This window comes from Streptomyces sp. NBC_01283 (assembly GCF_041435335.1).
Taxonomy (GTDB): Bacteria; Actinomycetota; Actinomycetes; order Streptomycetales; family Streptomycetaceae; genus Streptomyces.
In genome coordinates this window covers 5704938-5728391 of the sequence record NZ_CP108430.1, presented here as the reverse complement: position 1 = coordinate 5728391, position 23454 = coordinate 5704938, and the positions used below count along the sequence as shown (strand labels likewise).

Annotated in this window: 26 protein-coding genes, 1 tRNA gene and 1 riboswitch; of the genes, 9 read left to right on the top strand and 18 right to left on the bottom strand. The window is 68.7% G+C overall.

Annotation, left to right across the window (positions count from 1 at the left end):
• Positions 1 to 3 precede the first annotated feature (3 nt).
• Positions 4 to 663, top strand: a complete 660-nt coding sequence (locus OG302_RS26065; protein WP_371750235.1) for an HNH endonuclease — start codon at positions 4 to 6, stop codon at positions 661 to 663.
• A 51-nt stretch (positions 664 to 714) separates the two neighbouring features.
• Positions 715 to 797: transfer RNA gene (locus OG302_RS26060), tRNA-Leu, on the top strand.
• Between the two features lie 70 nt (positions 798 to 867).
• Here OG302_RS26060 and rdgB read toward each other — a convergent pair.
• From rdgB to OG302_RS26040, 4 genes are all read right to left on the bottom strand, one after another.
• The gene (gene rdgB / locus OG302_RS26055; RefSeq protein ID WP_371528980.1) at positions 868 to 1473 is read right to left on the bottom strand and encodes an RdgB/HAM1 family non-canonical purine NTP pyrophosphatase; all 606 of its coding nucleotides are present in this window, start codon (positions 1471 to 1473) and stop codon (positions 868 to 870) included.
• A gap of 27 nt (positions 1474 to 1500) precedes the next feature.
• Positions 1501 to 1896 carry a hypothetical protein gene (locus tag OG302_RS26050; protein ID WP_371528979.1) on the bottom strand — a complete coding sequence of 132 codons (396 nt, stop codon included), beginning with the start codon at positions 1894 to 1896 and terminating at the stop codon, positions 1501 to 1503.
• Between the two features lie 104 nt (positions 1897 to 2000).
• Positions 2001 to 2741 carry a ribonuclease PH gene (gene rph, locus OG302_RS26045; RefSeq protein WP_361836468.1) on the bottom strand — a complete coding sequence of 247 codons (741 nt, stop codon included), beginning with the start codon at positions 2739 to 2741 and terminating at the stop codon, positions 2001 to 2003.
• Between the two features lie 175 nt (positions 2742 to 2916).
• Positions 2917 to 3150, bottom strand: a complete 234-nt coding sequence (locus OG302_RS26040) for a PTS glucose/sucrose transporter subunit IIB (RefSeq protein WP_361836470.1) — start codon at positions 3148 to 3150, stop codon at positions 2917 to 2919.
• A 224-nt stretch (positions 3151 to 3374) separates the two neighbouring features.
• Here OG302_RS26040 and OG302_RS26035 point away from each other — a divergent pair, with 224 nt between their 5' ends.
• The 3 genes from OG302_RS26035 to OG302_RS26025 all read left to right on the top strand — a co-directional run bounded on the left by OG302_RS26035 (position 3375) and on the right by OG302_RS26025 (position 7210).
• Complete coding sequence (locus OG302_RS26035) at positions 3375 to 4688, top strand: PTS transporter subunit EIIC (protein WP_371528978.1); 1314 nt, start codon at positions 3375 to 3377, stop codon at positions 4686 to 4688.
• A gap of 265 nt (positions 4689 to 4953) precedes the next feature.
• Positions 4954 to 6219: a PTS transporter subunit EIIC gene (locus tag OG302_RS26030; RefSeq protein WP_361836474.1), complete on the top strand. Its 1266-nt coding sequence runs from the start codon at positions 4954 to 4956 to the stop codon at positions 6217 to 6219.
• Between the two features lie 88 nt (positions 6220 to 6307).
• Positions 6308 to 7210, top strand: a complete 903-nt coding sequence (locus tag OG302_RS26025) for a hypothetical protein (RefSeq protein WP_371528977.1) — start codon at positions 6308 to 6310, stop codon at positions 7208 to 7210.
• Positions 7211 to 7238: 28 nt separating this feature from the next.
• On the opposite strand, the gene OG302_RS26020 is transcribed toward OG302_RS26025, so the two are convergent.
• A complete protein-coding gene (locus tag OG302_RS26020) occupies positions 7239 to 7991 on the bottom strand; it encodes an MBL fold metallo-hydrolase (protein WP_371528976.1) in 753 nt (250 codons plus the stop codon).
• Positions 7992 to 8215: 224 nt separating this feature from the next.
• Between OG302_RS26020 and OG302_RS26015 the strand changes: the two genes are divergently transcribed.
• A complete protein-coding gene (locus OG302_RS26015) occupies positions 8216 to 8677 on the top strand; it encodes a type II toxin-antitoxin system PemK/MazF family toxin (RefSeq protein WP_371528975.1) in 462 nt (153 codons plus the stop codon).
• 244 nt (positions 8678 to 8921) lie between these two features.
• On the opposite strand, the gene OG302_RS26010 is transcribed toward OG302_RS26015, so the two are convergent.
• The 10 genes from OG302_RS26010 to clpS all read right to left on the bottom strand — a co-directional run bounded on the left by OG302_RS26010 (position 8922) and on the right by clpS (position 16769).
• Entirely contained in the window at positions 8922 to 9875 is a 954-nt protein-coding gene (locus tag OG302_RS26010) for a PLP-dependent cysteine synthase family protein (RefSeq protein ID WP_371528974.1), read from the bottom strand.
• A gap of 6 nt (positions 9876 to 9881) precedes the next feature.
• Positions 9882 to 10160 carry a MoaD/ThiS family protein gene (locus tag OG302_RS26005; protein WP_371528973.1) on the bottom strand — a complete coding sequence of 93 codons (279 nt, stop codon included), beginning with the start codon at positions 10158 to 10160 and terminating at the stop codon, positions 9882 to 9884.
• Positions 10161 to 10298: 138 nt separating this feature from the next.
• Positions 10299 to 10400, bottom strand: coding sequence for a putative leader peptide (locus OG302_RS26000; RefSeq protein ID WP_336605789.1), 102 nt, complete (start codon positions 10398 to 10400; stop codon positions 10299 to 10301).
• Positions 10401 to 10469: 69 nt separating this feature from the next.
• Positions 10470 to 11282: an ABC transporter ATP-binding protein gene (locus OG302_RS25995; protein ID WP_371528972.1), complete on the bottom strand. Its 813-nt coding sequence runs from the start codon at positions 11280 to 11282 to the stop codon at positions 10470 to 10472.
• Positions 11279 to 12295, bottom strand: coding sequence for a FecCD family ABC transporter permease (locus OG302_RS25990; protein ID WP_371528971.1), 1017 nt, complete (start codon positions 12293 to 12295; stop codon positions 11279 to 11281). The genes OG302_RS25995 and OG302_RS25990 overlap by 4 nt, the downstream gene beginning before the upstream one ends.
• A 65-nt stretch (positions 12296 to 12360) precedes the next feature.
• Positions 12361 to 13347 carry an ABC transporter substrate-binding protein gene (locus tag OG302_RS25985; protein ID WP_371528970.1) on the bottom strand — a complete coding sequence of 329 codons (987 nt, stop codon included), beginning with the start codon at positions 13345 to 13347 and terminating at the stop codon, positions 12361 to 12363.
• 44 nt (positions 13348 to 13391) lie between these two features.
• Positions 13392 to 13549: riboswitch (cobalamin riboswitch) on the bottom strand.
• Positions 13513 to 13935 (bottom strand): M67 family metallopeptidase, encoded by a 423-nt coding sequence (locus OG302_RS25980; RefSeq protein ID WP_361836495.1) that lies wholly within the window; start codon positions 13933 to 13935, stop codon positions 13513 to 13515. (Overlaps the previous riboswitch by 37 nt.)
• An 83-nt stretch (positions 13936 to 14018) precedes the next feature.
• Positions 14019 to 15485, bottom strand: a complete 1467-nt coding sequence (locus OG302_RS25975) for an amino acid permease (RefSeq protein ID WP_371528969.1) — start codon at positions 15483 to 15485, stop codon at positions 14019 to 14021.
• A gap of 361 nt (positions 15486 to 15846) precedes the next feature.
• On the bottom strand, positions 15847 to 16443 hold the full coding sequence (locus OG302_RS25970; protein WP_371528968.1) for a DUF2017 domain-containing protein: 597 nt from the start codon (positions 16441 to 16443) through the stop codon (positions 15847 to 15849).
• An 11-nt stretch (positions 16444 to 16454) separates the two neighbouring features.
• Complete coding sequence (clpS, locus tag OG302_RS25965; RefSeq protein WP_363211444.1) at positions 16455 to 16769, bottom strand: ATP-dependent Clp protease adapter ClpS; 315 nt, start codon at positions 16767 to 16769, stop codon at positions 16455 to 16457.
• An 80-nt stretch (positions 16770 to 16849) separates the two neighbouring features.
• On the opposite strand from clpS, the gene OG302_RS25960 reads away from it, so the two are divergent.
• Entirely contained in the window at positions 16850 to 18178 is a 1329-nt protein-coding gene (locus OG302_RS25960) for a nicotinate phosphoribosyltransferase (protein ID WP_371528967.1), read from the top strand.
• A gap of 148 nt (positions 18179 to 18326) precedes the next feature.
• Positions 18327 to 18911 (top strand): isochorismatase family protein, encoded by a 585-nt coding sequence (locus OG302_RS25955; RefSeq protein ID WP_371528966.1) that lies wholly within the window; start codon positions 18327 to 18329, stop codon positions 18909 to 18911.
• Positions 18912 to 18927: 16 nt separating this feature from the next.
• Here the strand turns inward: OG302_RS25955 and OG302_RS25950 are convergent, their stop codons facing one another.
• Both OG302_RS25950 and OG302_RS25945 read right to left on the bottom strand, forming a co-directional pair.
• Positions 18928 to 19257, bottom strand: coding sequence for a hypothetical protein (locus OG302_RS25950; RefSeq protein WP_371528965.1), 330 nt, complete (start codon positions 19255 to 19257; stop codon positions 18928 to 18930).
• A 156-nt stretch (positions 19258 to 19413) separates the two neighbouring features.
• Positions 19414 to 21825, bottom strand: a complete 2412-nt coding sequence (locus OG302_RS25945; RefSeq protein WP_371528964.1) for an immune inhibitor A domain-containing protein — start codon at positions 21823 to 21825, stop codon at positions 19414 to 19416.
• 474 nt (positions 21826 to 22299) lie between these two features.
• Between OG302_RS25945 and OG302_RS25940 the strand changes: the two genes are divergently transcribed.
• Entirely contained in the window at positions 22300 to 22593 is a 294-nt protein-coding gene (locus tag OG302_RS25940) for a hypothetical protein (RefSeq protein ID WP_371750234.1), read from the top strand.
• A 101-nt stretch (positions 22594 to 22694) separates the two neighbouring features.
• Here the strand turns inward: OG302_RS25940 and OG302_RS25935 are convergent, their stop codons facing one another.
• Positions 22695 to 23372 carry an RDD family protein gene (locus OG302_RS25935; RefSeq protein ID WP_361836517.1) on the bottom strand — a complete coding sequence of 226 codons (678 nt, stop codon included), beginning with the start codon at positions 23370 to 23372 and terminating at the stop codon, positions 22695 to 22697.
• Between the last annotated feature and the right edge of the window lie 82 nt (positions 23373 to 23454).

The window sequence follows — 23454 nt, the reverse complement described above, 5'->3', positions numbered from 1 at the left end:
GGCATGCGGTACACCCGCGAGCTGCTCACTCACGCAGCCAAGGAGTGTTCCAACCTCGACGAGGTCATCGACTTCGTCGGCACTCGGCCGTACGCCAACCTCAGACGCCACCTGTACAGGCGCTTCCAGGAGTTCGGTATCGACATCTCACACTTCCCTGCGGCAAGCCGCAGACGCAAAGACCTGCCGAGTGAGAGCGAGTTGCGAGACGCCGTTGCTCAGTCCATTTCGGTTGCCGGAGTTCTACGGCTGCTTCAGCGCCCGGACAACACTCGTCTCCGAGCGCTGTTGCCCCAACTGACTGCCGAATACGCAGTGGACACCTCCCACTTCCTTGGCCAAGGCCACCAGCGAGGGAAACCCGGCCCGACGCCCTTGAAGCGCGCGAACGACGTGCTGATCCACCACGACCATAGGCGCCGGACCCAAACAGCCCTGCTTCGTCGAGCGCTCCGTGAAGTCGGCGTAGCCGAGGAATGCGCCGGGTGCGGGACCGGCCCCGAATGGCTCGGAAAGCCCATGACTCTGGAGATCGACCACATCAACGGCGACTGGAGTGACGACCGGCGCGAGAACCTGCGATTGCTGTGCCCCAACTGCCATGCGATCACCAGTACCTGGTGCCGAGGCGGCCGCAGGGGTCCGCGAAGCAGTACGGCGTAGGCCGATGCGCGTTCCACCACAGCTGCCAGCCAGATACGATACTGGCAGCTGGCGGCCGTTGCTGAATGGTATAAGCGGAGGTTTTAGGTGCCTCTGGGCGCATGCCCATGTGGGTTCGAATCCCATCGGCCGCACTAGCCTTGGATCCGAAGGCCCGGCTCGCGCACCCCGCGAGCCGGGCCTTCGTCATACGTACGCGCACCCTCAGCCCAACAACTCCCGAACCACCGGCACAAGCGCCCGAAACGCCTTCCCCCGGTGGCTGATCGCGTTCTTCTCCGCGGCGGAGAGCTCCGCGCACGTGCGCGTCTCGCCCTCCGGCTGGAGGATCGGGTCGTAGCCGAAGCCGCCCGAGCCGGACGGGGTGTGGCGGAGGACACCGCGCAGCTGGCCTTCGACCACCCTCTCCGTGCCGTCCGGGAGGGCGAGGGCCGCGGCGCAGGCGAAGTGGGCGCCTCGGTGGGTGTCGGCGTCGATGTCGCCGAGTTGGGCCAGGAGGAGGGCGAGGTTCGCGGCGTCGTCGCCGTGGCGGCCTGCCCAGCGGGCGGAGAAGATGCCGGGGGCGCCGCCGAGGACGTCGACGCAGAGGCCGGAGTCGTCGGCGACCGCGGGGAGGCCGGTGGCCTTGGCGAGGGCGTGGGCCTTGAGGAGGGCGTTCTCGGCGAAGGTGACGCCGGTTTCCCTGACGTCGGGGATCTCGGGGTAGGCGTCCGCGCCGACGAGCTCGTGGGTGAGGCCTGCGTCGGCGAGGATCGCCTTGAGTTCCGTGATCTTGCCGTTGTTGCGGGTGGCGAGGATGAGGCGGGTCATGCCCACCAGTATCCAAGCCTGGGCCCGTTACGGCGTACAGACCTTGGTGAGTTCTCCGGCGGCGTCGACGATGGGGCTGAGGTCGGGTGTCGTGTCGCCGTTGTCGATGGAGGTGCGGACGTTGCCGACGGCCTTGTCGAGGTGGTCGACGGCTTTGTTGACGTCGGCGTCGTCGGTCTTGTCGCCGATTTCGTCGATGTTCTTGTCGATGTCGTCGAGTGCCTTGTCGGCCTGTGTGGGGTCGTCGCCGGCTTTTTCGACGGCTTGTTGGAGGTCGGTGACGCTGTCGGCTATGGCGTCGGCGGTCTGGACGCAGTCGAGCGCCTTGTTGACGGCGTCGCAGCCGACCAGGCCGATGCCCGCCGGCACGGCGATCAGAACTGAGGTGATGGCGGTGGCGATACGGCGGTGGCGCGCGGCCATGCGTGGGTCCCTCCCCGAGTGCTGTTACGGGCGCTCGGCTTTGCCCGTGCGCCCGTATTCGTAAGAACGCCCGCGGAGGGCCCGATGGTTGCTTGTGGGGCGGTCTAGTTGGTTGCTTCGAGTGCCTTGCGCTGGAATGCAGCGAGGTCTTCGCAGCCGCCGACGGCGAGGTCGAGGAGGGCGTTGAGTTCCTTGCGGTCGAAGGGCTCGGCCTCGGCGGTGCCCTGGACCTCGACGAAGCGGCCGTCGCCGGTGCAGACGACGTTCATGTCGGTGTCGGCCTTGACGTCTTCCTCGTAGCGGAGGTCGAGGAGGGGGACGCCGCCGACGATGCCGACGGAGACGGCGGAGACGGTGTCGGTGAGGGGCTTGCGGCCGGCCTTGATGAGCTTCTTGCCCTGGGCCCAGGCGACGGCGTCGGCGAGTGCGACGTAGGCGCCGGTGATGGCTGCGGTGCGGGTGCCGCCGTCGGCCTGGAGGACGTCGCAGTCGAGGACGATGGTGTTCTCGCCGAGGGCCTTGTAGTCGATGACGGCGCGCAGGGAGCGGCCGATGAGGCGGCTGATCTCGTGGGTGCGGCCGCCGATCTTGCCGCGTACGGATTCGCGGTCGCCGCGGGTGTTGGTGGAGCGGGGGAGCATGGAGTATTCGGCGGTGACCCAGCCTTCGCCGCTGCCCTTGCGCCAGCGGGGGACGCCTTCGGTGACGGAGGCGGTGCAGAAGACTTTGGTGTCGCCGAAGGAGATGAGGACGGAGCCTTCGGCGTGCTTGCTCCAGCCGCGCTCGATGGTGATGGGGCGGAGTTGTTCGGGGGTGCGGCCGTCGATGCGGGGCTGTGAAGACATGCGTGGAGCCTAGCGTTCGGGCGGGTGTGGGGGTTGTTGGCCCTGGGCTCTGTCCTGGGCTCCGTCCCGGCCTCTTGTGTGTGGCACGCGGAGGCCCCGTCCAGGTTCTGGGCGGGGCCTCTGTGGTGCGTTCAGCCGCTGAAGCTGATGCTGGTGCTGCTGCTGGTGTTGCTGCTTACATCAGGTCTTCGATGTCGGCGGCGATGGGGTCGGCGTCGGTGCCGATGACGACCTGGATCGCGGTGCCCATCTTGACGACGCCGTGGGCGCCGGCGGCCTTGAGTGCGGCGTCGTCGACGAGGCTCGGGTCCTTGACCTCGGTGCGGAGGCGGGTGATGCAGCCCTCGACCTCTTCGATGTTGTCGATGCCGCCGAGCCCGGCGACGATCTTCTCAGCCTTGGTGGCCATGGTGTTTCTCCCTGTTCTTAAAGGACGCGGCCTCACCACACCGTAGGTCCGCTTTGTCACGGTAACGCACGGTTGGAGCATCTTCGCGGGCGGTTACGGCAGTCGTACCCAATGATGACGGTCAAGGTGCCACTCCTGCGGGCACGGCACCGCACTCGTTCCGCAACTGGTCTACACCAGTTTTCAACGACCGCCAAACCTGGCTTGTTCCGGAGGGGACGCCCATGAGTTCCAACGCAGCGGCGGTGCCGCAGAAGAAGTGGTGGAACGGCCTGTTCCAGGGCCTCCAGAAGATGGGCCGCAGCCTCCAGCTGCCCATCGCCGTGCTTCCCGCGGCGGGCATCCTCAACCGCCTCGGCCAGCCGGACGTCTTCGGTGCCGACGGCCTCGGCTGGGACAACGTCGCCAAGGTCTTCGCGGCGGCGGGCGGTTCCCTCCTGGACTCCACCCTCGGTCTGCCGCTGCTGTTCTGCATCGGTGTCGCGATCGGCATGGCCAAGAAATCGGACGGCTCCACGGCGCTCGCCGCTGTCGCGGGTTTCCTCGTCTACTACGCGGTCCTTCGCGCGTTCCCCGACGGCTGCCCCGCCGACACCACCTTCGGCGGCGCGGGGATGTGGGGCGGCGTCTGTGTGGCGGAGGACGGGACGGTCGCGCAGGCCCCGTACCAGAATCCGGGGGTCTTCGGCGGCATCGTGATGGGTCTGCTCGCCGCGTGGTTCTGGCAGCGCTACCACCGCGTGAAGCTGGTCGACTGGCTGGGCTTCTTCAACGGCCGCCGTCTCGTGCCGATCATCATGGCCTTCGTCGGTCTGGTCTTCGCCGGTGTCTGCGTGTGGATCTGGCCGCCGATCGGTGACGGTCTGACCAGCTTCTCCAAGTGGCTGGTGGACCTTGGGTGGTTGGGCTCCGGAATCTTCGGTGTGGCCAACCGTGCGCTGCTGACGATCGGTCTGCATCAGTTCCTGAACACGTTCGTCTGGTTCCAGTTCGGCGACTTCACCAAGCCGGACGGCACGATCGTGCACGGTGACATCAACCGGTTCCTCGCGGGCGACCCGACGGCCGGTCAGTTCACCTCGGGCTTCTTCCCGATCATGATGTTCGCGCTGCCGGCGGCGGCCCTGGCGATCACGCACGCGGCCCGCCCGGAGCGTCGCAAGGTGGTCGGCGGCATGATGCTCTCGGTCGGTCTGACGTCGTTCGTCACGGGCATCACGGAGCCGATCGAGTACTCGTTCCTCTTCATCGCGCCGCTGCTGTACGCGATCCACGCGGTGCTCACCGGTGTCTCGATGGCGGTGACGTGGGCACTGGGGGTGAAGGACGGCTTCAGTTTCTCGGCGGGCTTGATCGACTACGTCATCAACTGGAGTCTGGCCACCAAACCCTGGCTGATCATTCCCATCGGGCTCGCGTTCGCGGTGGTGTATTACGTCCTGTTCAGCTTCGTGATCCGCAAGTTCAACCTGCCGACGCCGGGGCGTGAGCCCGAGGAGGAAGCGGAAGCGCTGGACGCGGAGCAGACGAAGGCTTAGCCGCTGGCAGGGCTCGCATCGCGGGCGCACCCAGGTCACAGCCGGAAGACCCTTGGACCCTGTGGTCCAGGGGTCTTTCGACGTTAATTTCACGTTATGGCGGACCCCACAAATCTCGTGGGTTCCTTACGTCACCTTCACCGTGCTACAACAGGTCTACACCACTAATTGGTGTAGACCACGCGGCCGTCCGCCGCGGCCCCCGGAGACGCCGCCGTCCCCATCTTCCATGTCCTAGGCGGCGCCTTGCCCACTGGAGGAAGTTGTGTCCACGGCCAGTGCCGCCCCCGCGGCCGACAAGAAGAAGGGCGCAGGCGCGATGGCTGTCATGCAGCGCATCGGCCGCAGCCTCATGCTGCCGGTCGCCGTGCTGCCCGCAGGCGCCCTGCTCATCCGCCTCGGCCAGCCCGACATGCTCGGCCGCGAGTCCTTCCCCGCGTTCATCACCAAGATCGCCACGTTCATGGCGGCCGGCGGCAGCGCGATCATCGACAACATGGCGCTGCTGTTCGCCGTGGGCATCGCGATCGGCTTCGCCAAGAAGTCGGACGGCTCGACCGCTCTCGCGGCCGTCACCGGCTACCTGGTCTTCCAGAAGGTGCTCGGCACCTTCACGGACAAGAACCTGCCGAAGGTCGCCACCGCCGTCGACGGCAAGGTCGTCATGGTGGACGCCCCCGTGGACGCCAAGGTCCTCGGCGGTGTGGTCATGGGCATAGTCGTGGCCCTGCTGTACCAGAAGTTCTACCGGACGAAGCTGCCCGACTGGGCGGGCTTCTTCGGCGGCCGCCGTCTGGTCCCGATCCTCTCCGCCTTCGCGGGTCTGTTCATCGGCATCATCTTCGGCTACATCTGGCCGGTCCTCGGCACGGGTCTGCACAACTTCGGCGAGTGGCTCGTCGGGTCGGGCGCCGTCGGCGCGGGCATCTTCGGTGTCGTCAACCGTGCGCTGATCCCCGTCGGCATGCACCACCTGCTGAACTCCTTCCCGTGGTTCCAGGCCGGTTCGTACGAGGGCAAGAGCGGCGACATCGCCCGGTTCCTCCAGGGTGACCCGTCCGCGGGACAGTTCATGACCGGCTTCTTCCCGATCATGATGTTCGCCCTCCCGGCGGCCTGCCTCGCGATCGTCCACTGCGCACGCCCCGAGCGCCGCAAGGTCGTCGGCGGCATGATGTTCTCCCTCGCGCTCACCGCGTTCGTCACCGGCGTGACCGAGCCGATCGAGTTCACGTTCATGTTCATCGCCCCGGTGCTGTACGCGATCCACGCGGTGCTCACCGGTGTCTCCATGGCCCTGACCTGGGCGCTCGGCATGAAGGACGGCTTCGGCTTCTCGGCCGGTGCGATCGACTTCTTCCTCAACCTGGGCATCGCGACCAAGCCCTGGATGCTCGTCCTGGTCGGCCTCTGCTTCGCGGTGGTCTACTACGCGATCTTCCGCTTCGCGATCCTCAAGTGGAACATCCCGACGCCGGGCCGCGAGTCCGACGAGGAGCTCGCCGAGCTCCAGAAGGCCGAGGCCAAGTAGCCTCCCGCCCCACTTCGGGACGTAAGCCCCGCACCGTTGCGACCAACGGTGCGGGGCTTTGTCATGGTCTGCGGCTTACGGTCGACGTATGAGCACCCCCCGCATCCTCGACCTCGACCGCGACCAGCTCTCCGCCCTCCGCGGTCGCGCCCTCACCGCGTCCGTGGCCGCCGCCGAGGGCCGCACCATGGTCGGCGAGGTGTTCGCCGACCGGGCCGCCCTCGTCCCCGTGCCCGGCATGCCCGGTGTGCACAACGCCGAGCTCGTCGCGGCCTTCGGCGCCGACATCGTCGTGCTGAACCTGATCGAGCGGGCCTGGGACGGCGAGCGGCTCGACCTGCCGGGGCTCGGCACGTTCGACTCCATCGCCGGGCTCGCCGCCTTCATCGGGCGACCCGTCGGCATCAATCTGGAGCCCGGTGACGTCCCCGAGATCCGCCGTGCCAAGCCCGAGTACGCCAGACGGCTGATCGACATGGGTGCGGCGATGCTCTGCCTGACGGCGAATCCGGGGACGGGCGGTTCGTACGAGGGGCTCGCGCGGGTGACCGAGGAGCTGCGGCAGGGCCTCGGGGACGACGTCGCGCTCTGGAGCGGCAAGATGCACCACGCCGGGCATCCGGAGCGGGTCACGGCGGCCCGGCTCACCTCGCTCGTGGACGCGGGCGCCGACGGTGTCGTGATGCCGCTGCCGGGGACGCTGCCCGGGGTCACCAAGGAGCTGGCCGCCGAGGCGGTGGCCGCGGTGCAGGACGCGGGGGCGGTGGTGATGGGGGCGATCGGAACCAGCCAGGAGGGCAGTCACGCGAACGTCGTGCCGCAGCTCGCCCTGAACGCGAAGGAAGTGGGCGTCGACGCCCACCACTTCGGGGACTCCTACCTGCCGGGCATGTGCGATCCGGAGGTCATGTACGCGTACTCGGTCGCGGTCCGCGGCCGCCGCCACACCTGGAACAGGATGGCGCTGGGCGGCCGCGGGAGCAGGCGCTAGGTCAGGGGATCGCCAGGTCAGGGGGCCGCTAGATCTCGTAGCTGCGGCCGGATGCCGCGAGCTCGACCGGTCCGTCGTAGACCGCGCGCGCGTCCGCCAGGTTCACCTGGGGGTCCGTCCACGGCGGGATGTGGGTGAGGACGAGGCGCGAGGCGTTCGCGCGCCGGGCGGACTCCCCCGCCTCACGGCCGTTGAGGTGCAGGTCGGGGATGTTCTCCTTGCCGTGCGTGAAGGCCGCCTCGCAGAGGAACAGGTCGGTGTCGGCGGCCAGTTCGTCGAGCACGCCGCACACACCCGTGTCTCCCGAGTACGTGAGGGACCTGCCCCCGTGCTCGACGCGGATGCCGTACGCCTCGACGGGGTGGTGCACCTTCTCCGTGCGGACAGAGAAGGGGCCGATGTCGAAGGAGGCGGGCTTCACGGTGTGGAAGTCGAAGACCTCGCTCATCGAGGAGGCGGAGGGGGTGTCGGCGTACGCGGTGGTGAGGCGCTGTTCGGTGCCCTCGGGTCCGTAGACCGGGATGGGGGCGCAGCGGCCGCCTTCGTGCCGGTAGTAGCGCGCCACGAAATAGGCGCACATGTCGATGCAGTGGTCGGCGTGCAGATGGCTGAGGAAGATCGCGTCCAGGTCGTACAGACCGACATGGCGCTGCAGCTCGCCGAGGGCGCCATTGCCCATGTCGAGAAGCAGCCGGAAGCCGTCGGCCTCTACGAGGTAGCTCGAACAGGCCGAGTCCGCGGACGGAAACGACCCCGAGCAGCCGACGACGGTGAGCTTCATGGAGCGGAAACCTCCGGGGGCGAAACGGGGGTTGTGCGGGGGCTTTTGCGGGGGCTCGCGAAAGGCCTGCGAGAGGCTCTTCGAGGAGTTCTGCGGTTCGTCGAGCGTAAGGCGCAAAAGGTCCGGTCGCTCCTCCGTCGTGGGCCGTTGTGGGAGAACTCACCTGCTCTGTCACCGGTTCGGGGGGCGCGCGGGGCGGGGAGCGCGCCGGTACCGTCTGCGGTATGGATACGTCGTGGTGGCTCGCGCTGGCGGCCGTGGTGGTGCTCGCCGTGGTCGCCGCGGTGGTGGACGGCTGGGGTCGCGGCAACCGCGGACCGCGCGGCCGGACCACCCGTCCGCCGGGCCGTCCGCGGGGGCCGCGGCGCCGTCCGCCCGCGCCGAAACCGGCGGAGATCTGGTGGGCGCGGGTGCCGTACGAGGACGGCCCCGGCGGCAAGGACAGGCCCTGTCTCGTGCTGTCGGTGCGGGGCGAGAGCGCGGTCGTCGCGAAGATCACCAGCAAGTACCACGACGAGCGCCCCGGGGTGATTCCGCTGCCGCCGGGTTCCGTGGGGGACGCGCGGGGCCGCCCGAGCTTCCTGGAGACGGACGAGCTACGGGACGTGCCGGTGTGGGAGTTCCGCAGACAGGCGGGGATCGCGGATCCGGCGCTGTGGGACCAGGTCAGGTACTTGGCGGGGTAACGGAACGGACCTCCAGCCCGTCCGGCGGCGGATCTCCGGCCGCCCGGCATGGGATTTTCAGCCGTCCGGCGTTTGAGGACGAACGCGGCGGAGCCGGTGACATGCGGTGCCGTCGAGCCAGGCGTCGCCCGACTCCGCGGCGGGGCAGGGCGCGAAAACGCCGGGCAGGCCGAAGAATCTCAGCCCGTCCGGCGTTTGAGGACGAACGCGGCGGAGCCGGTGATGAACCCGCTCCGCCGGGCACCTAAGCCCAGAGTTGGCCCTGCAGTGTCTCGATCGCTGCCTCTGTCGTCTCCGCCGTGTAGACGCCGGTCGACAGGTACTTCCAGCCACCGTCGGCCACCACGAACGCGATGTCGGCGGACTCCCCCGCCGCCAGCGCCTTCTTGCCGACGCCGATCGCCGCGTGCAGCGCGGCGCCGGTGGAGACGCCCGCGAAGATGCCCTCCTGCTGGAGGAGCTCCCGGGTGCGCGTCACCGCGTCCGCCGAGCCGACCGAGAAGCGGGTGGTCAGGACGGAGGCGTCGTACAGCTCGGGGACGAAGCCCTCGTCGAGGTTCCGCAGGCCGTACACGAGGTCGTCGTAGCGCGGCTCCGCGGCGACGATCTTGATGTCGGGCTTCTGCTCGCGCAGGAAGCGGCCCACGCCCATGAGCGTGCCCGTCGTGCCGAGGCCCGCCACGAAGTGGGTGATGGAGGGGAGGTCGGCGAGGATCTCGGGGCCGGTCGTGGCGTAGTGCGCGCCCGCATTGTCCGGGTTCCCGTACTGGTAGAGCATCACCCAGTCCGGGTGCTCCGCCGCCAGCTCCTTGGCGACGCGTACCGCCGTGTTCGAGCCGCCGGCCGCCGGGGACGGAATGATCTCCGCGCCCCACATGGCGAGGAGCTCACGCCGCTCCTGCGAGGTGTTCTCCGGCATGACGCACACGATGCGGTAGCCCTTGAGCTTGGCCGCCATGGCGAGCGAGATGCCCGTGTTGCCGGACGTCGGCTCCAGGATGGTGCAGCCGGGCGTCAACCGGCCGTCCTTCTCCGCCTGTTCGACCATGTGCAGCGCCGGGCGGTCCTTGATGGAGCCGGTGGGGTTCCGGTCCTCCAGCTTCGCCCAGATGCGGACGTCTCCGGACGGGGAGAGGCGCGGCAGGCGGACGAGGGGCGTGTTGCCCACGGCCGCCAGCGGGGAGTCGTAGCGAGGCATCCGGGATCAGACCATGCCGCCGGCCACGGCCGGGAGGATCGTGACGCTGTCGCCGTCCGCGAGCTTGGTGGAGATGCCGTCCAGGAAGCGGACGTCCTCGTCGTTCAGGTACACGTTCACGAAGCGGCGCAGCTTGTCGCCGTCCACGATGCGCTCGGCGATGCCCGCGTGCCGCGAGTCGAGGTCGGTGAAGAGCTCGGCGAGGTTGTCCCCGCTGCCCTCGACGGCCTTGGCGCCGTCGGTGTAGGTGCGGAGGATGGTCGGGATGCGGACCTCGATGGCCATGGCTTGGGCTCCTGTCGGGGGAAGTCACGTGGGTGGGCGCGCGGCGGCCCGGTGGTGCGGATGCGTCAGTTCGGGTGCGTAGGCGTCAGGCGTTACGCGGAGGTGGCGCCGCGGCTCACGGCCGTACGGCGGCGGCTGTCAGCGCGAACAGATCGCGCTGGAGAGCCTGCACAAATCGACGTGCAGACGCGCAACGAGCAGCATGCCCGGCATCTTGTCGCTCACGTCGTGGGGAACCATGCGGTCATCGTATCGATTCCCGGTCCGGGTTCTGGAATGTGATCTCACATGGTGGACGGATTGCGTCCATCACGTGGATGACGGGGGACGCGGCCCAGCTGGGGGCAGGTAGGTGACCGTCGGAGCGCCCGTGGCCGGATGTATCGCCACCTCCGCCGTGACGCCGTACACCTCGGCGAGGAGCTCGCTGGTCAGGACCTCCTTCGGCGCTCCGGACGCGACGAGGCGGCCGGCGTCGAGGACGTACAGACGGTCGCAGTGGTACGCGGCCAGATTGAGGTCGTGCAGGGCGAGGAGATTCGTCGTGCCGAGCGTGCCGAGGCCACGGACCAGGGAGAGGATCTCCAGCTGGTAGCGGATGTCCAGGTGGTTGGTCGGCTCGTCGAGGACGAGGACCGCGGGCTCCTGCACCAGCGCCCTGGCGACCAGCGCGCGCTGGCGCTCGCCGCCGGAGAGCCCGGCGAAGGCGCGGTGGGCGAGGTCCGCCGCGCCGACCCGGTCAAGGGCCTCGCCGACCAGGGCGGCGTCGTGCGCGGTGTCCGCCTCCCAGAAGCGTTTGTGCGGGGAGCGGCCCATGGCGACGATCTGCCGGACGGTGAGCTCGAAGCCGGTGTGTCCGTCCTGCGGGACGGTGGCGATGCGGCGGGCGCGGTCCTTGGCCGAGCGGGCGGCGAGGTCGTCGCCGTCCAGGAGCACGCGGCCACCGGTGGGCGTGAGGGTGCCGTAGACGCAGCGCAGGAGGGTGGTCTTGCCGCTGCCGTTGGGGCCGACGAGGCCGATGGTCTCGCCTCGGGCGGCGTGCAGGGTGACGTCGTCGACGAGGGTCTTGTCGCCCACGCGGTAGGAGAGCGCGTCGGTGCTCAGGACTGCCGGTTCGCTCATGCGGTGGCCTCCGTACGGTTCCTTCGCAGCATCCAGAGGAAGAAGGGGCCGCCGGTCAGCGCGGTGAGCACGCCCACCGGGATGTCCTGCGGCGCCGCGACCGTGCGTGCGGCGAGGTCGGCGGCGACCAGGAACACCGCGCCCATCAGGGCCACCACCGGCAGGAGCGCCCGGTGGGCGGCGCCGACCAGCATCCGGGCCGCGTGCGGCACGAGCAGGCCCACGAAGCCGATGGCCCCGCTGTACGCGACGAGTACGCCGGTCAGGAGCGAGGCGAGGACGAAGACGGCGGCGCGGAAGCGGGCCGTGTCGAGGCCGAGGACGGTGGCGCCCTCCTCCCCCACCAGGAGCAGGTCCAGGGGGCGGGCGAGGGCGACGAGCAGGGCCGTGCCCGCGATGAGCGCGATGCCGGGCAGGGCGAGCATGTCCCAGCGGGCGCTGCCGAGGCCGCCGAGGGTCCAGTACAGGACTTCCTTGAGGTGGTCGGCGCTGTCGGCCGTGATCAGGATGAGGCTGGTCAGCGCGGAGAGGATGTACGAGACGGCCACTCCGGCCAGGATCAGGCGGCCGGTGGCGAATCCGCCGCCGGATCTTGCCAGGGTGTAGACGACGAGCAGTGAGAGCAGGGCGCCGGCGAAGGCCGCGGCGGGGAGGGTGACGGTGGTGGCGAGGCCCGCGCCCAGGCCGAAGACGCTGCCGAGGACGATGACGGCCACCGCTCCGGCCGAGGCGCCGGAGGAGACGCCGAGGAGGAAGGGGTCCGCGAGGGGGTTGCGCACCAGGGCCTGGAGGACGGTGCCGATGACGGCGAGCCCCGCGCCCACGGCTGCGCCGAGCAGGACCCTGGGGAGTCTTACGTCCAGGACGATGGTGCGGAACGGGGAGGGTTCCGCGTGGCCGGTGAGGATCTCCAGGACGTCGGCCGTCGGTATACGGACCGAGCCGAGGGCCAGGCCGGCCACGACCGCTGCCGCGAGGGCGAGAAGGAGCCCGGCGACGACGGTGCCGTACATCACCGGCTTCGCCGAGTTCGTCCTCGAACGCCGGACGGGCTGGGAGCGGCTCCGCGAAAGCCCCTTCACAGCTGGTCCGCCAGCTTCTTCACCGCCCCCGGTGCCCTCACCCCCACCACCGCGTCCGACAGCGGCAGTACCGCGAAGCGCTTGTGCTCGATGGCGGGGACGTCCGCGAGGACCGGGTCGTCCAGGAGGCGCTTCTTCTTCTGGGCCACGGTCGTGCCGCCGTAGTCGAGGATCACGATGACCTCGGGGTTGCGGTCGACCACCGTCTCCCAGGAGGCGTCGCCGAAGGACTTGTCGAGGTCGGCGAAGACGTTGCGGCCGCCCGCCCGCTCGATGATGTCGTTGCCGATGCCGCGGCCGCCCGCCGTGAACGCGGTCTTGTCGCCGCTGTCGTAGACGAAGACGGGGACGGGCTCGCGGCCCTTCGTGTCCTTGGCGGCGTCCTTCAGGTCGCGCCGCGCCTGGCCCACCCACTTGTCGGCCCGCGCCCGCACCCCGAAGGTGGAGCCGACCTCCCGCACCTCGCGGTAGACGTCGTCCATGGTCACGGGCTTCTTCGCGCAGCCCTCGACGTTGAGGCGGCTCTCGATGCCGGACTTGGCCAGGGCCCCGCGGCTGCGGCCCTCGCCCGCCTGGAAGGCGCTCGCGTAGCCGCCGTAGACGAATTCGGGGTCGGCCGCGAGGAGCTTCTCGTAGGAGGGGTACTCCTTGGCGAGGACCGGGGCGTCCGCGTAGGCCTTCGCGTACTTCGGCAGGACCTTGTCGTCCAGGTAGGCCGTGCCGGCGATGCGGTCCTCCAGGCCCAGTTCCAGGAGCACTTCCGTCGCGTGCTGGTTCATCGTCACGGCGCGCTTCGGGGGTTCTTCGTACGTCGTCTTCACGCCGCAGTTGGTGACCGTGTACGGGAATCCGGCGGCCTTCGCGGTGGGCTTGCCCGCATCGGATTGCGTGCCGGAGTCGGCGGCGGACGAGCAGGCGGCGAGCGGGACGAGCAGGGCTGCTGCCGCGAGCAGGCGTAGGGGGCGGGATATGGGGCGGGACATGGCTGAGCTGCCTCCTCCAGGGGATTTCCGCGTCCCCTGCGTCGTGGGAGAAGAAGGCGGCAGGTCAGTTCCTGACTGCCCCGCCCGCGGAGGGTGGGGTCACAGTGGCGGGACCGTGCCGGATTCGCACCGGCTTCCTGGGTCCTGCCGCCTCAAAGGTGAAGCTCAGTATGCCTGGACGACCTTCACCTCTTCTTCGGTGACCTCGCCGTCCACGATCCGGTAGGAGCGGAACTGGAACTCGCCCGCGTCGTCGGTGTCGGCCGTGGAAACCAGGACGTAGTGGGCGCCCGGCTCGTTGGCGTACGTGATGTCGGTGCGCGAGGGGTAGGCCTCGGTCGCCGTGTGCGAGTGGTAGACGATCACCGGCTCCTCGTCGCGGTCGTCCATCTCGCGGTAGAGCTTGAGGAGGTCGCCCGAGTCGAACTCGTAGAACGTGGGCGAGCGGGCGGCGTTCAGCATCGGGATGAAGCGCTCGGGGCGGCCTGTGCCCTCCGGGCCCGCGACCACACCGCAGGCCTCGTCGGGGTGGTCCTGGCGCGCGTGCGCGACGATCTGGTCGTGGAGGGCCTGGGTGAGGGTCAGCATGGCAGCCAGGATAAGCAGAAGGGCCGGTCCGTACCGAAGAGTGGTACGGACCGGCCCACATGCTGGGATGCAGCCTTACGGCACTACTTCACCGCGTCCTGCGGCGCGGTCTCACCGGTGGCCGCCTGCGGGCCACGGCGCTGCATGATCAGGTAGCCGACGCCCAGGATGAGCGCCCAGACGGGGGCCGCGTAGAGGGAGATCCGCGCGTCCTTGTCGATGCCCATCATCACGATGACCATCGCGATGAAGGCGAGCGCGAACCAGCTCGTGTACGGGGCGCCCGGCGCCCGGAAGGAGGACTGCGGCAGCTCGCCGCGGTCGGCCTTGCGGCGGTACTTGATCTGGCAGACCAGGATCATGATCCAGGCCCACATGCCGGAGATGGTCGCGAAGGAGACGACGTAGTTGAACGCCTCGCCCGGCCACTGGTAGTTGATCCAGACGCCGACCAGCATCAGTGCGGCGGAGAAGGTGGTGCCGACCAGCGGCAGGCCGTTCTTCGTGAGCTTGGTGAAGAACTGCGGGCCCTGGCCGTTCAGCGCCAGGTCACGCAGCATGCGGCCGGTGGAGTACATGCCGGAGTTGCAGGAGGAGAGCGCGGCCGTCAGGACGACGAAGTTGACGATCGCGGCGCCGACGCCGAGACCCATCTTGTCGAAGGCGGCGACGAACGGCGAGACGCCCGGCACGAACTGCGTCCACGGCACGACCGAGAGGATCATGATGAGCGCGCCGACGTAGAAGACGGCGATACGCCACGGCACGGTGTTGATCGCCTTCGGCAGGACCGTCTTCGGGTCCTTGGACTCACCCGCGGTGACGCCGACGAGCTCGACGGCGAGGAAGGCGAACATCACGATCTGCAGCGTCATCAGCGTGGAGCCAATGCCGTTCGGGAAGAAGCCGCCCTGGTCCCACAGGTGGGTCACGGAGGCGGTGTCACCGGCGTCGGAGAAGCCGATGGTGAGGATTCCGGCGCAGATGAGGATCATGCCGATGATCGCGGTGACCTTGACCATCGAGAACCAGAACTCGAGCTCGCCGAAGAGCTTCACGGAGATCAGGTTGGCGCCGTACAGGATGACCGTGAAGATCAGCGCGTACGCCCATTGCGGAATGGAGTCATGCGTCCAGAACTGCATGTACTGCGCGGCCGCCGTGACTTCCGTGATGCCGGTGACGACCCAGAAGAGCCAGTACGTCCAGCCGGTCACGTACCCGAAGAACGGGCCGATGAATTCACGCGCGTACTCCGAGAAGGAGCCCGACACGGCGCGGTACATGAGCAGCTCGCCCAGGGCCCGCATGATGAAGAAGATGACGAGGCCGGCGATGGCGTACGCCAGGATGAGGCTGGGTCCGGCCTTGTGAATGGCCTTGCCCGCGCCGAGGAACAGGCCGGTGCCGATGGCACCGCCGATCGCGATCATCTGGATCTGCCGGGCGCCGAGCCCGCGCTGATAACCCTCGCCTGACGAACCGGACGAACCGCCCGCTCCGTCGGCCTCATTGCCGTCGTGGTGCTCTTCGACCTGCACTGAGGTCATGGTGACGCCTTTCTCCACGCCGATCCGTGCCCGCAGTCTGCGTATGGCCACGGATCAGGTCCTGATCCCCCCGGATATGGATGGAGTGCTACCGGCGGTCTGCCGGCCCGAGCGCCACCGGTGACATGGGTGGCGTCACCGAGTGGTCGTGAAGATTTATCACGGCCGCAACAGTGATCGAAGGGGCGGCGTGTGGCCCACGCCACGAGAAGAACCGGACAAAAGTCCCTTGCCGCATCAAAAATGGGCAACGGAGTGACACGATCGTTATCCGGATTTGAGCGTCCGATGAGCGACCGAGAGGTAACCGCTGCTACATACAACGACTTTGCGGGTGACCCGCTCGGTTTCCGTGTGACTTCTAACCGATGAGGGTGGCGACCAGCGTCTCCTGCAGACCGCCGAGCCAGAGGTAGGCCATCACCATCGGCTTGCGCGGGTCGGAGTCCGGCAGCTGATAGAGGAGGTCCGTGTCCTCCTCGTCGGCCACCTCCAGGCGGGCGCCGATCGCGAGGCGGAGGTCGTTGAGCGCGCCGAGCCAGTGCCGCGACTCGTCGGCGGACAGCTTCAGGACGGCGCCGCCCTCGCCCGTCGACGTCATGGCGTCCAGGCTGCGGATCACCACGAGGGCGTCGTCGCGCTTCTTGGCCCGCAGGTCGTTCTCGGTGAAGCGCCTGAACTCCGAGGAGTACGCGCGCAGTTCGTCCTCATCCGCCTTCTCACTGCCGGGACCGCCATACGCGTCGGGCAGCAGCCGCTGGAGGACCGGGTCGGTGGGCGGCTCGCTGGGGCCCTCCGCGAACAGCTCCGCGAGAGGGTCGTCGGAAGCGTCCTCGGCGGGGCCGGGACCGATCAGCTCCAGGAGCTGCACGGCGAGCGACCGGATGATCGAGATCTCGACCTCGTCGAGCGCGACGGCCGCGCCGCCCCCGGGAATGGCTTCGAATTGTCCTGGCATCAGATGCGTCGCTACTTCCGGTCCTGCTGGAGGGTGGCCCACAGACCGTATCCGTGCATGGCCTGTACGTCGCGTTCCATCTCCTCCCGGGAGCCGGTGGAGACGACCGCGCGGCCCTTGTGATGGACGTCCATCATCAGCTTCGTGGCCTTCTCCTTCGAGTACCCGAAGTAGGACTGGAACACATAGGTCACGTAACTCATCAAATTGACCGGGTCGTTATGGACGAGCGTGATCCATGGGACATCCGGCTCCGGGACGGCGAAGGTCTCTTCGGCCGATTCGGGGCGGGTGATCTCTGCGGGAGCCGTACTCACCTGTCCCATGCTGCCACCCGCAGGCGGGCCTCGCACAAATGGACTCAGGAAATCGTCAGAGTGACGAGATGCGGGGTAGCATCCTTCGTATGAACACAGCGGACCTTGGGCTGCCGGTGGATGTTCCGTCGACCGCGCTCTTCACGGATCACTACGAGCTCACGATGCTGCAGGCCGCGCTGAAGGCCGGCACCGCCGACCGGCGCTCCGTCTTCGAGGTCTTCACGCGCAGACTGCCCGAGGGGCGCCGCTATGGAGTGGTGGCCGGCACGGGCCGGGTCCTGGACGCCGTGGAGAACTTCCGCTTCGACGCCGACGTCATCGGGTTCCTGCGCGAGCGCCGTGTCGTGGACGAGGAGACCCTGCAGTGGCTCGCCTCGTACCGCTTCGGCGGCGACATCTGGGGCTATCCGGAGGGCGAGGTCTACTTCCCGGGCTCGCCGATCCTGCGCGTCGAGGGCTCCTTCGCGGAGTGCGTGCTCCTGGAGACGGTGATCCTCTCCATCCTCAACCACGACTCGGCGATCGCGGCCGCCGCATCCCGGATGGCCTCGGCCGCCGGGGAGCGCCCGCTGATCGAGATGGGCGCCCGCCGCACGCACGAGCTCGCGGCCGTCGCCGCCTCGCGCGCCGCGTACGTCGGCGGCTTCACCACCACGTCCGACCTGGCGGCCGGCTTCCGCTACGACATCCCCACGGTCGGCACGTCGGCCCACGCCTTCACCCTGCTGCACGACAACGAACGCGACGCCTTCCGGGCCCAGGTCGACTCGCTCGGCCCCGGCACGACCCTGCTCGTCGACACGTACGACGTGACCGAGGCCGTCCGTACCGCCGTCGAGGTGGCCGGGCCCGAGCTCGGCGCCGTGCGCATCGACTCCGGTGACCTGCTCCTGGTCGCGCACCGGGTGCGCGACCAGCTGGACGAGCTCGGCGCGACGAAGACGAAGATCGTCGTGACCTCCGACCTCGACGAGTACGCCATCGCCTCGCTCGCCGCGGCGCCCGTGGACGCGTACGGCGTGGGCACGCAGCTCGTCACCGGGTCCGGGCACCCGACCTGCTCGATGGTCTACAAACTGGTGGCCCGCGCCCACTCGGCGGACCCCAAGGCCCCGCTTGAGCCGGTGGCCAAGAAGTCGCTGGGCGCCAAGTCGTCGGTGGGCGGCCGCAAGTGGGCCGCCCGGCGGCCCGACGAGCACGGGGTCGCCGAGGCCGAGGTGATCGGCACGGGTGCGGTGCCCGTGGAGCTCGCCGACCACCAGCTCCTCGTCGAGCTGGTCAAGGGCGGTGAGGTGGTGGCGCGCGAGCCGCTGGACACCGTGCGCGACCGGCACGCGGCGGCGCGGGCGCGGCTTCCCCTGTCGGCCACGCAGCTGTCGAAGGGCGAGGCCGTCATTCCGACGGAATACATCTGATTGTGCGCCGGAGCGGAGAGAGGGCGCTCGAACGCCCTCTCCCGCATCGCGTGCGAAGTCTCTACGCTCGGTTCATCCGGCCGAGTCCCCCTCCCCCTCCCCGACCTCCCCCAACACCTACGAGCCTTGCCGAGCCGAAGGACACCCGATGCGCCGCGCCCTGATCGTCGTCGATGTGCAGAACGACTTCTGCGAGGGCGGCAGCCTCGCGGTCGCGGGGGGTGCCGACGTGGCCGCCGCGATCACCGAGCTGATCGGCCAGGCACCGGCGGGCTACCGGCACGTAGTGGCCACCCGTGACCACCACATCGAGCCGGGCGACCACTTCTCCGACCAGCCCGACTACGTCCGCTCCTGGCCGCCGCACTGCGTGGCGGGCACCGAGGGGACGGGGTTCCACCCGAATTTCGCGCCGGTCGTGGCGTCCGGGGCCATCGACGCGGTGTTCGACAAGGGTGCGTACTCCGCCGCCTACAGCGGCTTCGAGGGGGCCGACGAGAACGGCGTGTCGCTGGCCGACTGGCTGCGGGACCGGAAGATCACCGAGCTGGACGTGGTGGGGCTCGCCACCGACCACTGTGTGCGCGCCACGGCGCTGGACGCGGTCCGGGAGGGCTTCGCCACGACGGTCCTGCTCGACCTGACCGCCGGGGTGTCCGAGAAGTCCACCGAGCGGGCCATCGAGGAGCTGCGGGCGGCCGGGGTCGAGCTGACCGGGAAGCCGGTCGTCTAGCCCCGCGGTCCCCCGCTCACACCTCGGAAGGCCTGACGCCCGGTCTCTGGCGCTTGAGGGCCCTGATGGGATGCCACAGCTCGGCCGCGCCGTCCGGCGCCGTACGCCATATCAGGCCGTCCGGGTGGTGCAGCACCGCCGTGATCTCGTCCGGCGTGGGCGGCTCCGCGTTGCCCCGCAGATAGACGGCTCGCATGCCCAGGTTCCGAAGCCGTGTCAGCGCCCTCGCGCGGTTCACCGCGTGGACGATCATCCGGACGTTGCCGCCGCCCATGACCGGGCTCGGCAGGGTCAGAGCCACCACCACGCTGCCGTTCGGCAGCTTGCTGAAACCTCCTGCGGACATGGCTGGTCACACCCCCGTGAGACGTCGCACGAGGCCCAGGTCCGATACAGCCGAGCCCCGTGTCAATAAGAAATCCACAGGACGCACCTAAACACGATCGGCCGCCGCCCGCTAGAGGGCGACGACCGATCATGTCTTGACCTGCGGAAACGCTAATTACTTCTTGGAGGGGCCGACCTGGACCGTGATCGAGGAGCCATCCTTCGGCTGCTTGATGATCTTGATCTGGGTGTTGGTGTCAGTGACCTTGACACTTCCCGTGCCGTTCTCCTTGTACCAGTAGGTGCCCTTGTGGTCGTCGAAGACCGGGACACCCTTCTGGGACTTGATCTTCAGCGCGACGTCCGCGTTGTGGAGCGTGAACTTGTCCGTCGCGAACTTGCTGAAGGGCGCGTCGAACGGCTGGATCTTGTTGCGGAGGAGCGTGCCGTCCTTCCACTTCAGCGGCTTGGCGTGCGCGTCCACCGGCAGGATCAGGCCCTGGCCGGGGTGCGCGCTGGTGTTGTTGTCCTTCTGCGAGGTGTCCCACTGCCAGACCATGAGGCCGGTCTGGTACGGGTAGTGCTCCACCCAGTCCGGACGCGACGCGGAGAAACCGAAGTTGTACGGGCCGACCTTGAGGGTCTTGTCGTACGACACGTACTGGCGGTTCTCGGCGAGGTAGTACTGGTCGTAGTTCTTGGTGAAGGACTCGCCGATGCGCGAAAAGCCCTTCGCCGTCCAGCCGTTGTCGTCGCCCTCGGCGCCGTCCTCGAAGACCTTGGCGCCGTCCGCGGTGACCGCGAGCGCGTCGGCCGCGAAGCCCTTGCCGCCCGCGCCGCCGTCCGTCGAGTAACGGAAACGGACGTCGATCTTCTTGCCGGCGTACGCGTCGAGCGGGAACGCGAGCTTCTTGTACGCACCCGAGACACCGGTCAACGCGGGCTTGTCACCGGCGTCGCGCGTGATGGGCTTGCCGTCGGCAGTGCCGTCCACGGGCGTCCAGTTGGCGCCGCCGTCCGTCGACACCTCGGTGTAGAGGTAGTCGTAGTTGGCCTCGATGTCCCACCAACCGTCGAGCGTGAGCTCGGCCTTGGACTTGCCGGTCAGGTCGACCGGGCGCGTCAGGGTGTTCTTGAGGTCGTCGCCCTGGTCGCTCCACCACTGCTTGGAGCCCTCGGTGGGCTTGGTGACCTTGGTGGTGACGGCCTTCTTCGGCAGGTCGACGACGAGCGCCTGGCGGTGCCGGGTGTTGTACTCCGAGACGCCCAGCTTGTGCTCGGACGTCGTCGCGGCCTTGGCCTTGGCGTAGTCGAGCCAGCCCAGCTGGAACTTGTCCCAGGCGGTCATGTCGCCGGGCAGGTCACCGATGGCGTCCTTGCCGGTGCCGAGCCAGGAACCGGCCGACATCAGCGACCAGAAACCGACCGAGTTCTCGCCCTTGCCCGAGGTGTCGTACAGGTCGGGCAGGCCCAGGTCGTGGCCGTACTCGTGGGCGAAGACGCCGAGGCCGCCGTTCTCCGGCTGCATCGTGTAGTCGCCGACCCAGATGCCGGAGTCACCGATCTGCGTGCCGCCGGCCTTGTTGTTGCCGGGGCCGGTGTTGCCCGCGTCGTTGCCGTACGCGTACCAGCGGTGCGCCCACAGGGCGTTCTCGCCCTCGGCGCCGCCGCCGGCCGACTCGTCCTCGCCCGCGTGCACGAGCTGGAAGTGGTCGATGTAGCCGTCCGGCTCGTTGAAGTTGCCGTCGCCGTCGAAGTCGTAACGGTCCCAGAGGTCGTACTTGGCGAGGTCCGCCTTGATCTGGGCGTCCGTGCGGCCCTGGGCCTTCTGGTCCTTGGTCCAGGCGGTGACGCCGTCCTTGACCGCGTCCCAGACGTTCGGGCAGTTGGTGTCGCCGCAGTAGTTCGAGCCGTAACGCGCCTCGTTGTAGTCGACCTTGACCCAGTCGGAGACCTCACCGTCGACCGAGTAACGGCCGGACGAGGTCTTCTCGTAGTAGGTCTTCAGGGACTCCTTCTTCTTGCCCGTGGAGTCCTTGCCCTCACCGAAGTAGAGGTCCTGGAAGTGCTTCTTGTTGTAGTCCTTCTGCCAGGCCGTGCTGTTGTCCTTCGCACGGTCCGGCTTCGCTATCTTGTTGTGCGCCGGGCCGGGCTTGCCGCCGTACTTCTTGACCGGCGCCTCAGGACCGTCCGGACCGTCGGGGTCGTACATGGTGGTGTCGTCCACCTTGTCCCCGAACTCGACCAGGATCGTGAAGATCTTGTCGGTCTTCTCCCGGCCCAGCTCGACGTACTTCTTGTCGTCGAGCTTCACGACCTGGGAGCCGCCGCGCTTCTGGACCTTGGCGTCGCCCTTGACGAGCTGCTGAAGGGCCGCCTGCCGCTCCTGGGCCTGCTGCTTGCTGAAGGGCCCGTCGAGGTCGTGGTCGACCTGCGCCTTGGTCCTGCCCGGGTCCTGCCGGTCGATGGCGGGAGCTCCGGTCGGCCCGCTGTCGGCCGATGCGGCGGCTGCCGAGAACGTGGCGGCTGCCGTGGCCATCGCCACGGCAGCCGCGGTGGCTCTGAACGTCCGTCTTCTGACTGTCACTTGATGCTGTCCTCCCCCGCGTCCGCGCGAAGGCGGGCCGAAGTCCCGGTCGGAGGAGGTCCGCGCGCGATACGCGTCACAAGTGACGACATTGGACCGGAGATACGAAAGAAAAGACAGACCTTGACTTGAACAGGCCAAGTACACTATGCAGGCCCGTGGATCCGCTATCCGGACATGTGCGCCCGCCCGTAGGCATGGTCAACAGGCGCGTCCCACCGTCCACTTGGTGGACGTCATGAACCCGTGCGCCCCCTGTGCTGCCGCACCGTGGGTTAGGTCACGCTTACCGCCCGTTCCCGTCGGGCATGCAGCGGAATAGAGTCAATCGACGGTGCTCTACAGCGTGAGGCGGCACTTCTCAAGTCGGCGCAGCCGAGCACCCTTTGATTCGTATACAGCTTCACATTGGGCTCGACCACCCCCGCATCCGCTGTCCCGAGGACGGATTACGCCATGCCTCGTCCCATGCCGCTGCCTCGTCCCACCCCTGCTCAGGTCACCTACGGCACGCTGACGGTCATCTTCTCGACGCTCGCCATGCTGCTGCTCTCCCAGACGAGTTCGGGGGTCGGCGTCGCGGTGATAGCCGTTGCCGCGCTCGGCCTCGGGTTACTGGTGGCCATGACGGTGCCCCAGCCGAAACCCGCGGCCTCACCGGCCGCACGCGTCGCTCCCGCCACCCGGACCACCGACGAGCGCGTCCCGGCCCAGCGGGCCTCCGCTCCCGTACTGGCCGAGTCCGTACGTGAGCCGGCGGGCCCGTGAGGAACACGAGCCCGCCGGAACTGCCGCTTCTGCTGCCGCACCTGTTGCCGCCGCGGTAGCCGTTTCCTTCGCCGTCAGCCGGTCACCGACACCGGTCGCCGTCAGCCGGTGCTGACCACCACCGTCTTGGCCGCCTTGTCGTGCAGGCCCTGCTTGTAGGGCTTGTCGAAGAAGCTCCAGCCGCCGCAGATCGCCGTCCAGATGCAGGCGCAGCAGAACGCGAACGGCAGCCAGAGGACGGCCGCGCGGACGAGCGCGGTCTGCAGGGTGGGGGTCGCCCCGTCGTTGAGGTTCGCGACCCGCAGCCCCAGCCACTTCTTGCCCAGGGTCTGGCCCGTCCTGGAGATCATGAAGCTGTCGTACGCGATGTAGAGCACGGCGGCGAGCAGCGACTGCCCGAAGCTCTTGCCGTACTGGACCTTGTCCGGGTCCACGTCGAACTCGTTCGTGCCGAAGCCCCAGGAGAGCAGCCAGACGACCACCCCGACGAGGATCATGTCGAGGATGCGGGCGAGCACCCGCTTGCCGCTCTCCGCCAGGGGCGGCATACCGGCGAGGGGGTCGTTCCCCCCGCCATACGCACCTCCGCCGCCGCTCCCCCCGTAGGGATCTCCACCGCCGCCGTACGGCGGGGGCGGCGGCGGTGTGCCATACGGAGAGCCGCCGCCGGGCGGGGGCGTGTCGTACGGAGAGCCGCCGCTGCCTTGCGGGGGCTGCTTCTTGAAGGGGTCGTTGTCGTCGTCGGGGGGCGGCGGGTACTGCGGCGGTTCGGTGCTCATGGGCCGAGTCGACCGCGAGTGCGCCGGGGGCGCATCCGGCGAGCGGCTGTCCGGGTTAAGCCCCTCGCGCAAACGTCCTCGA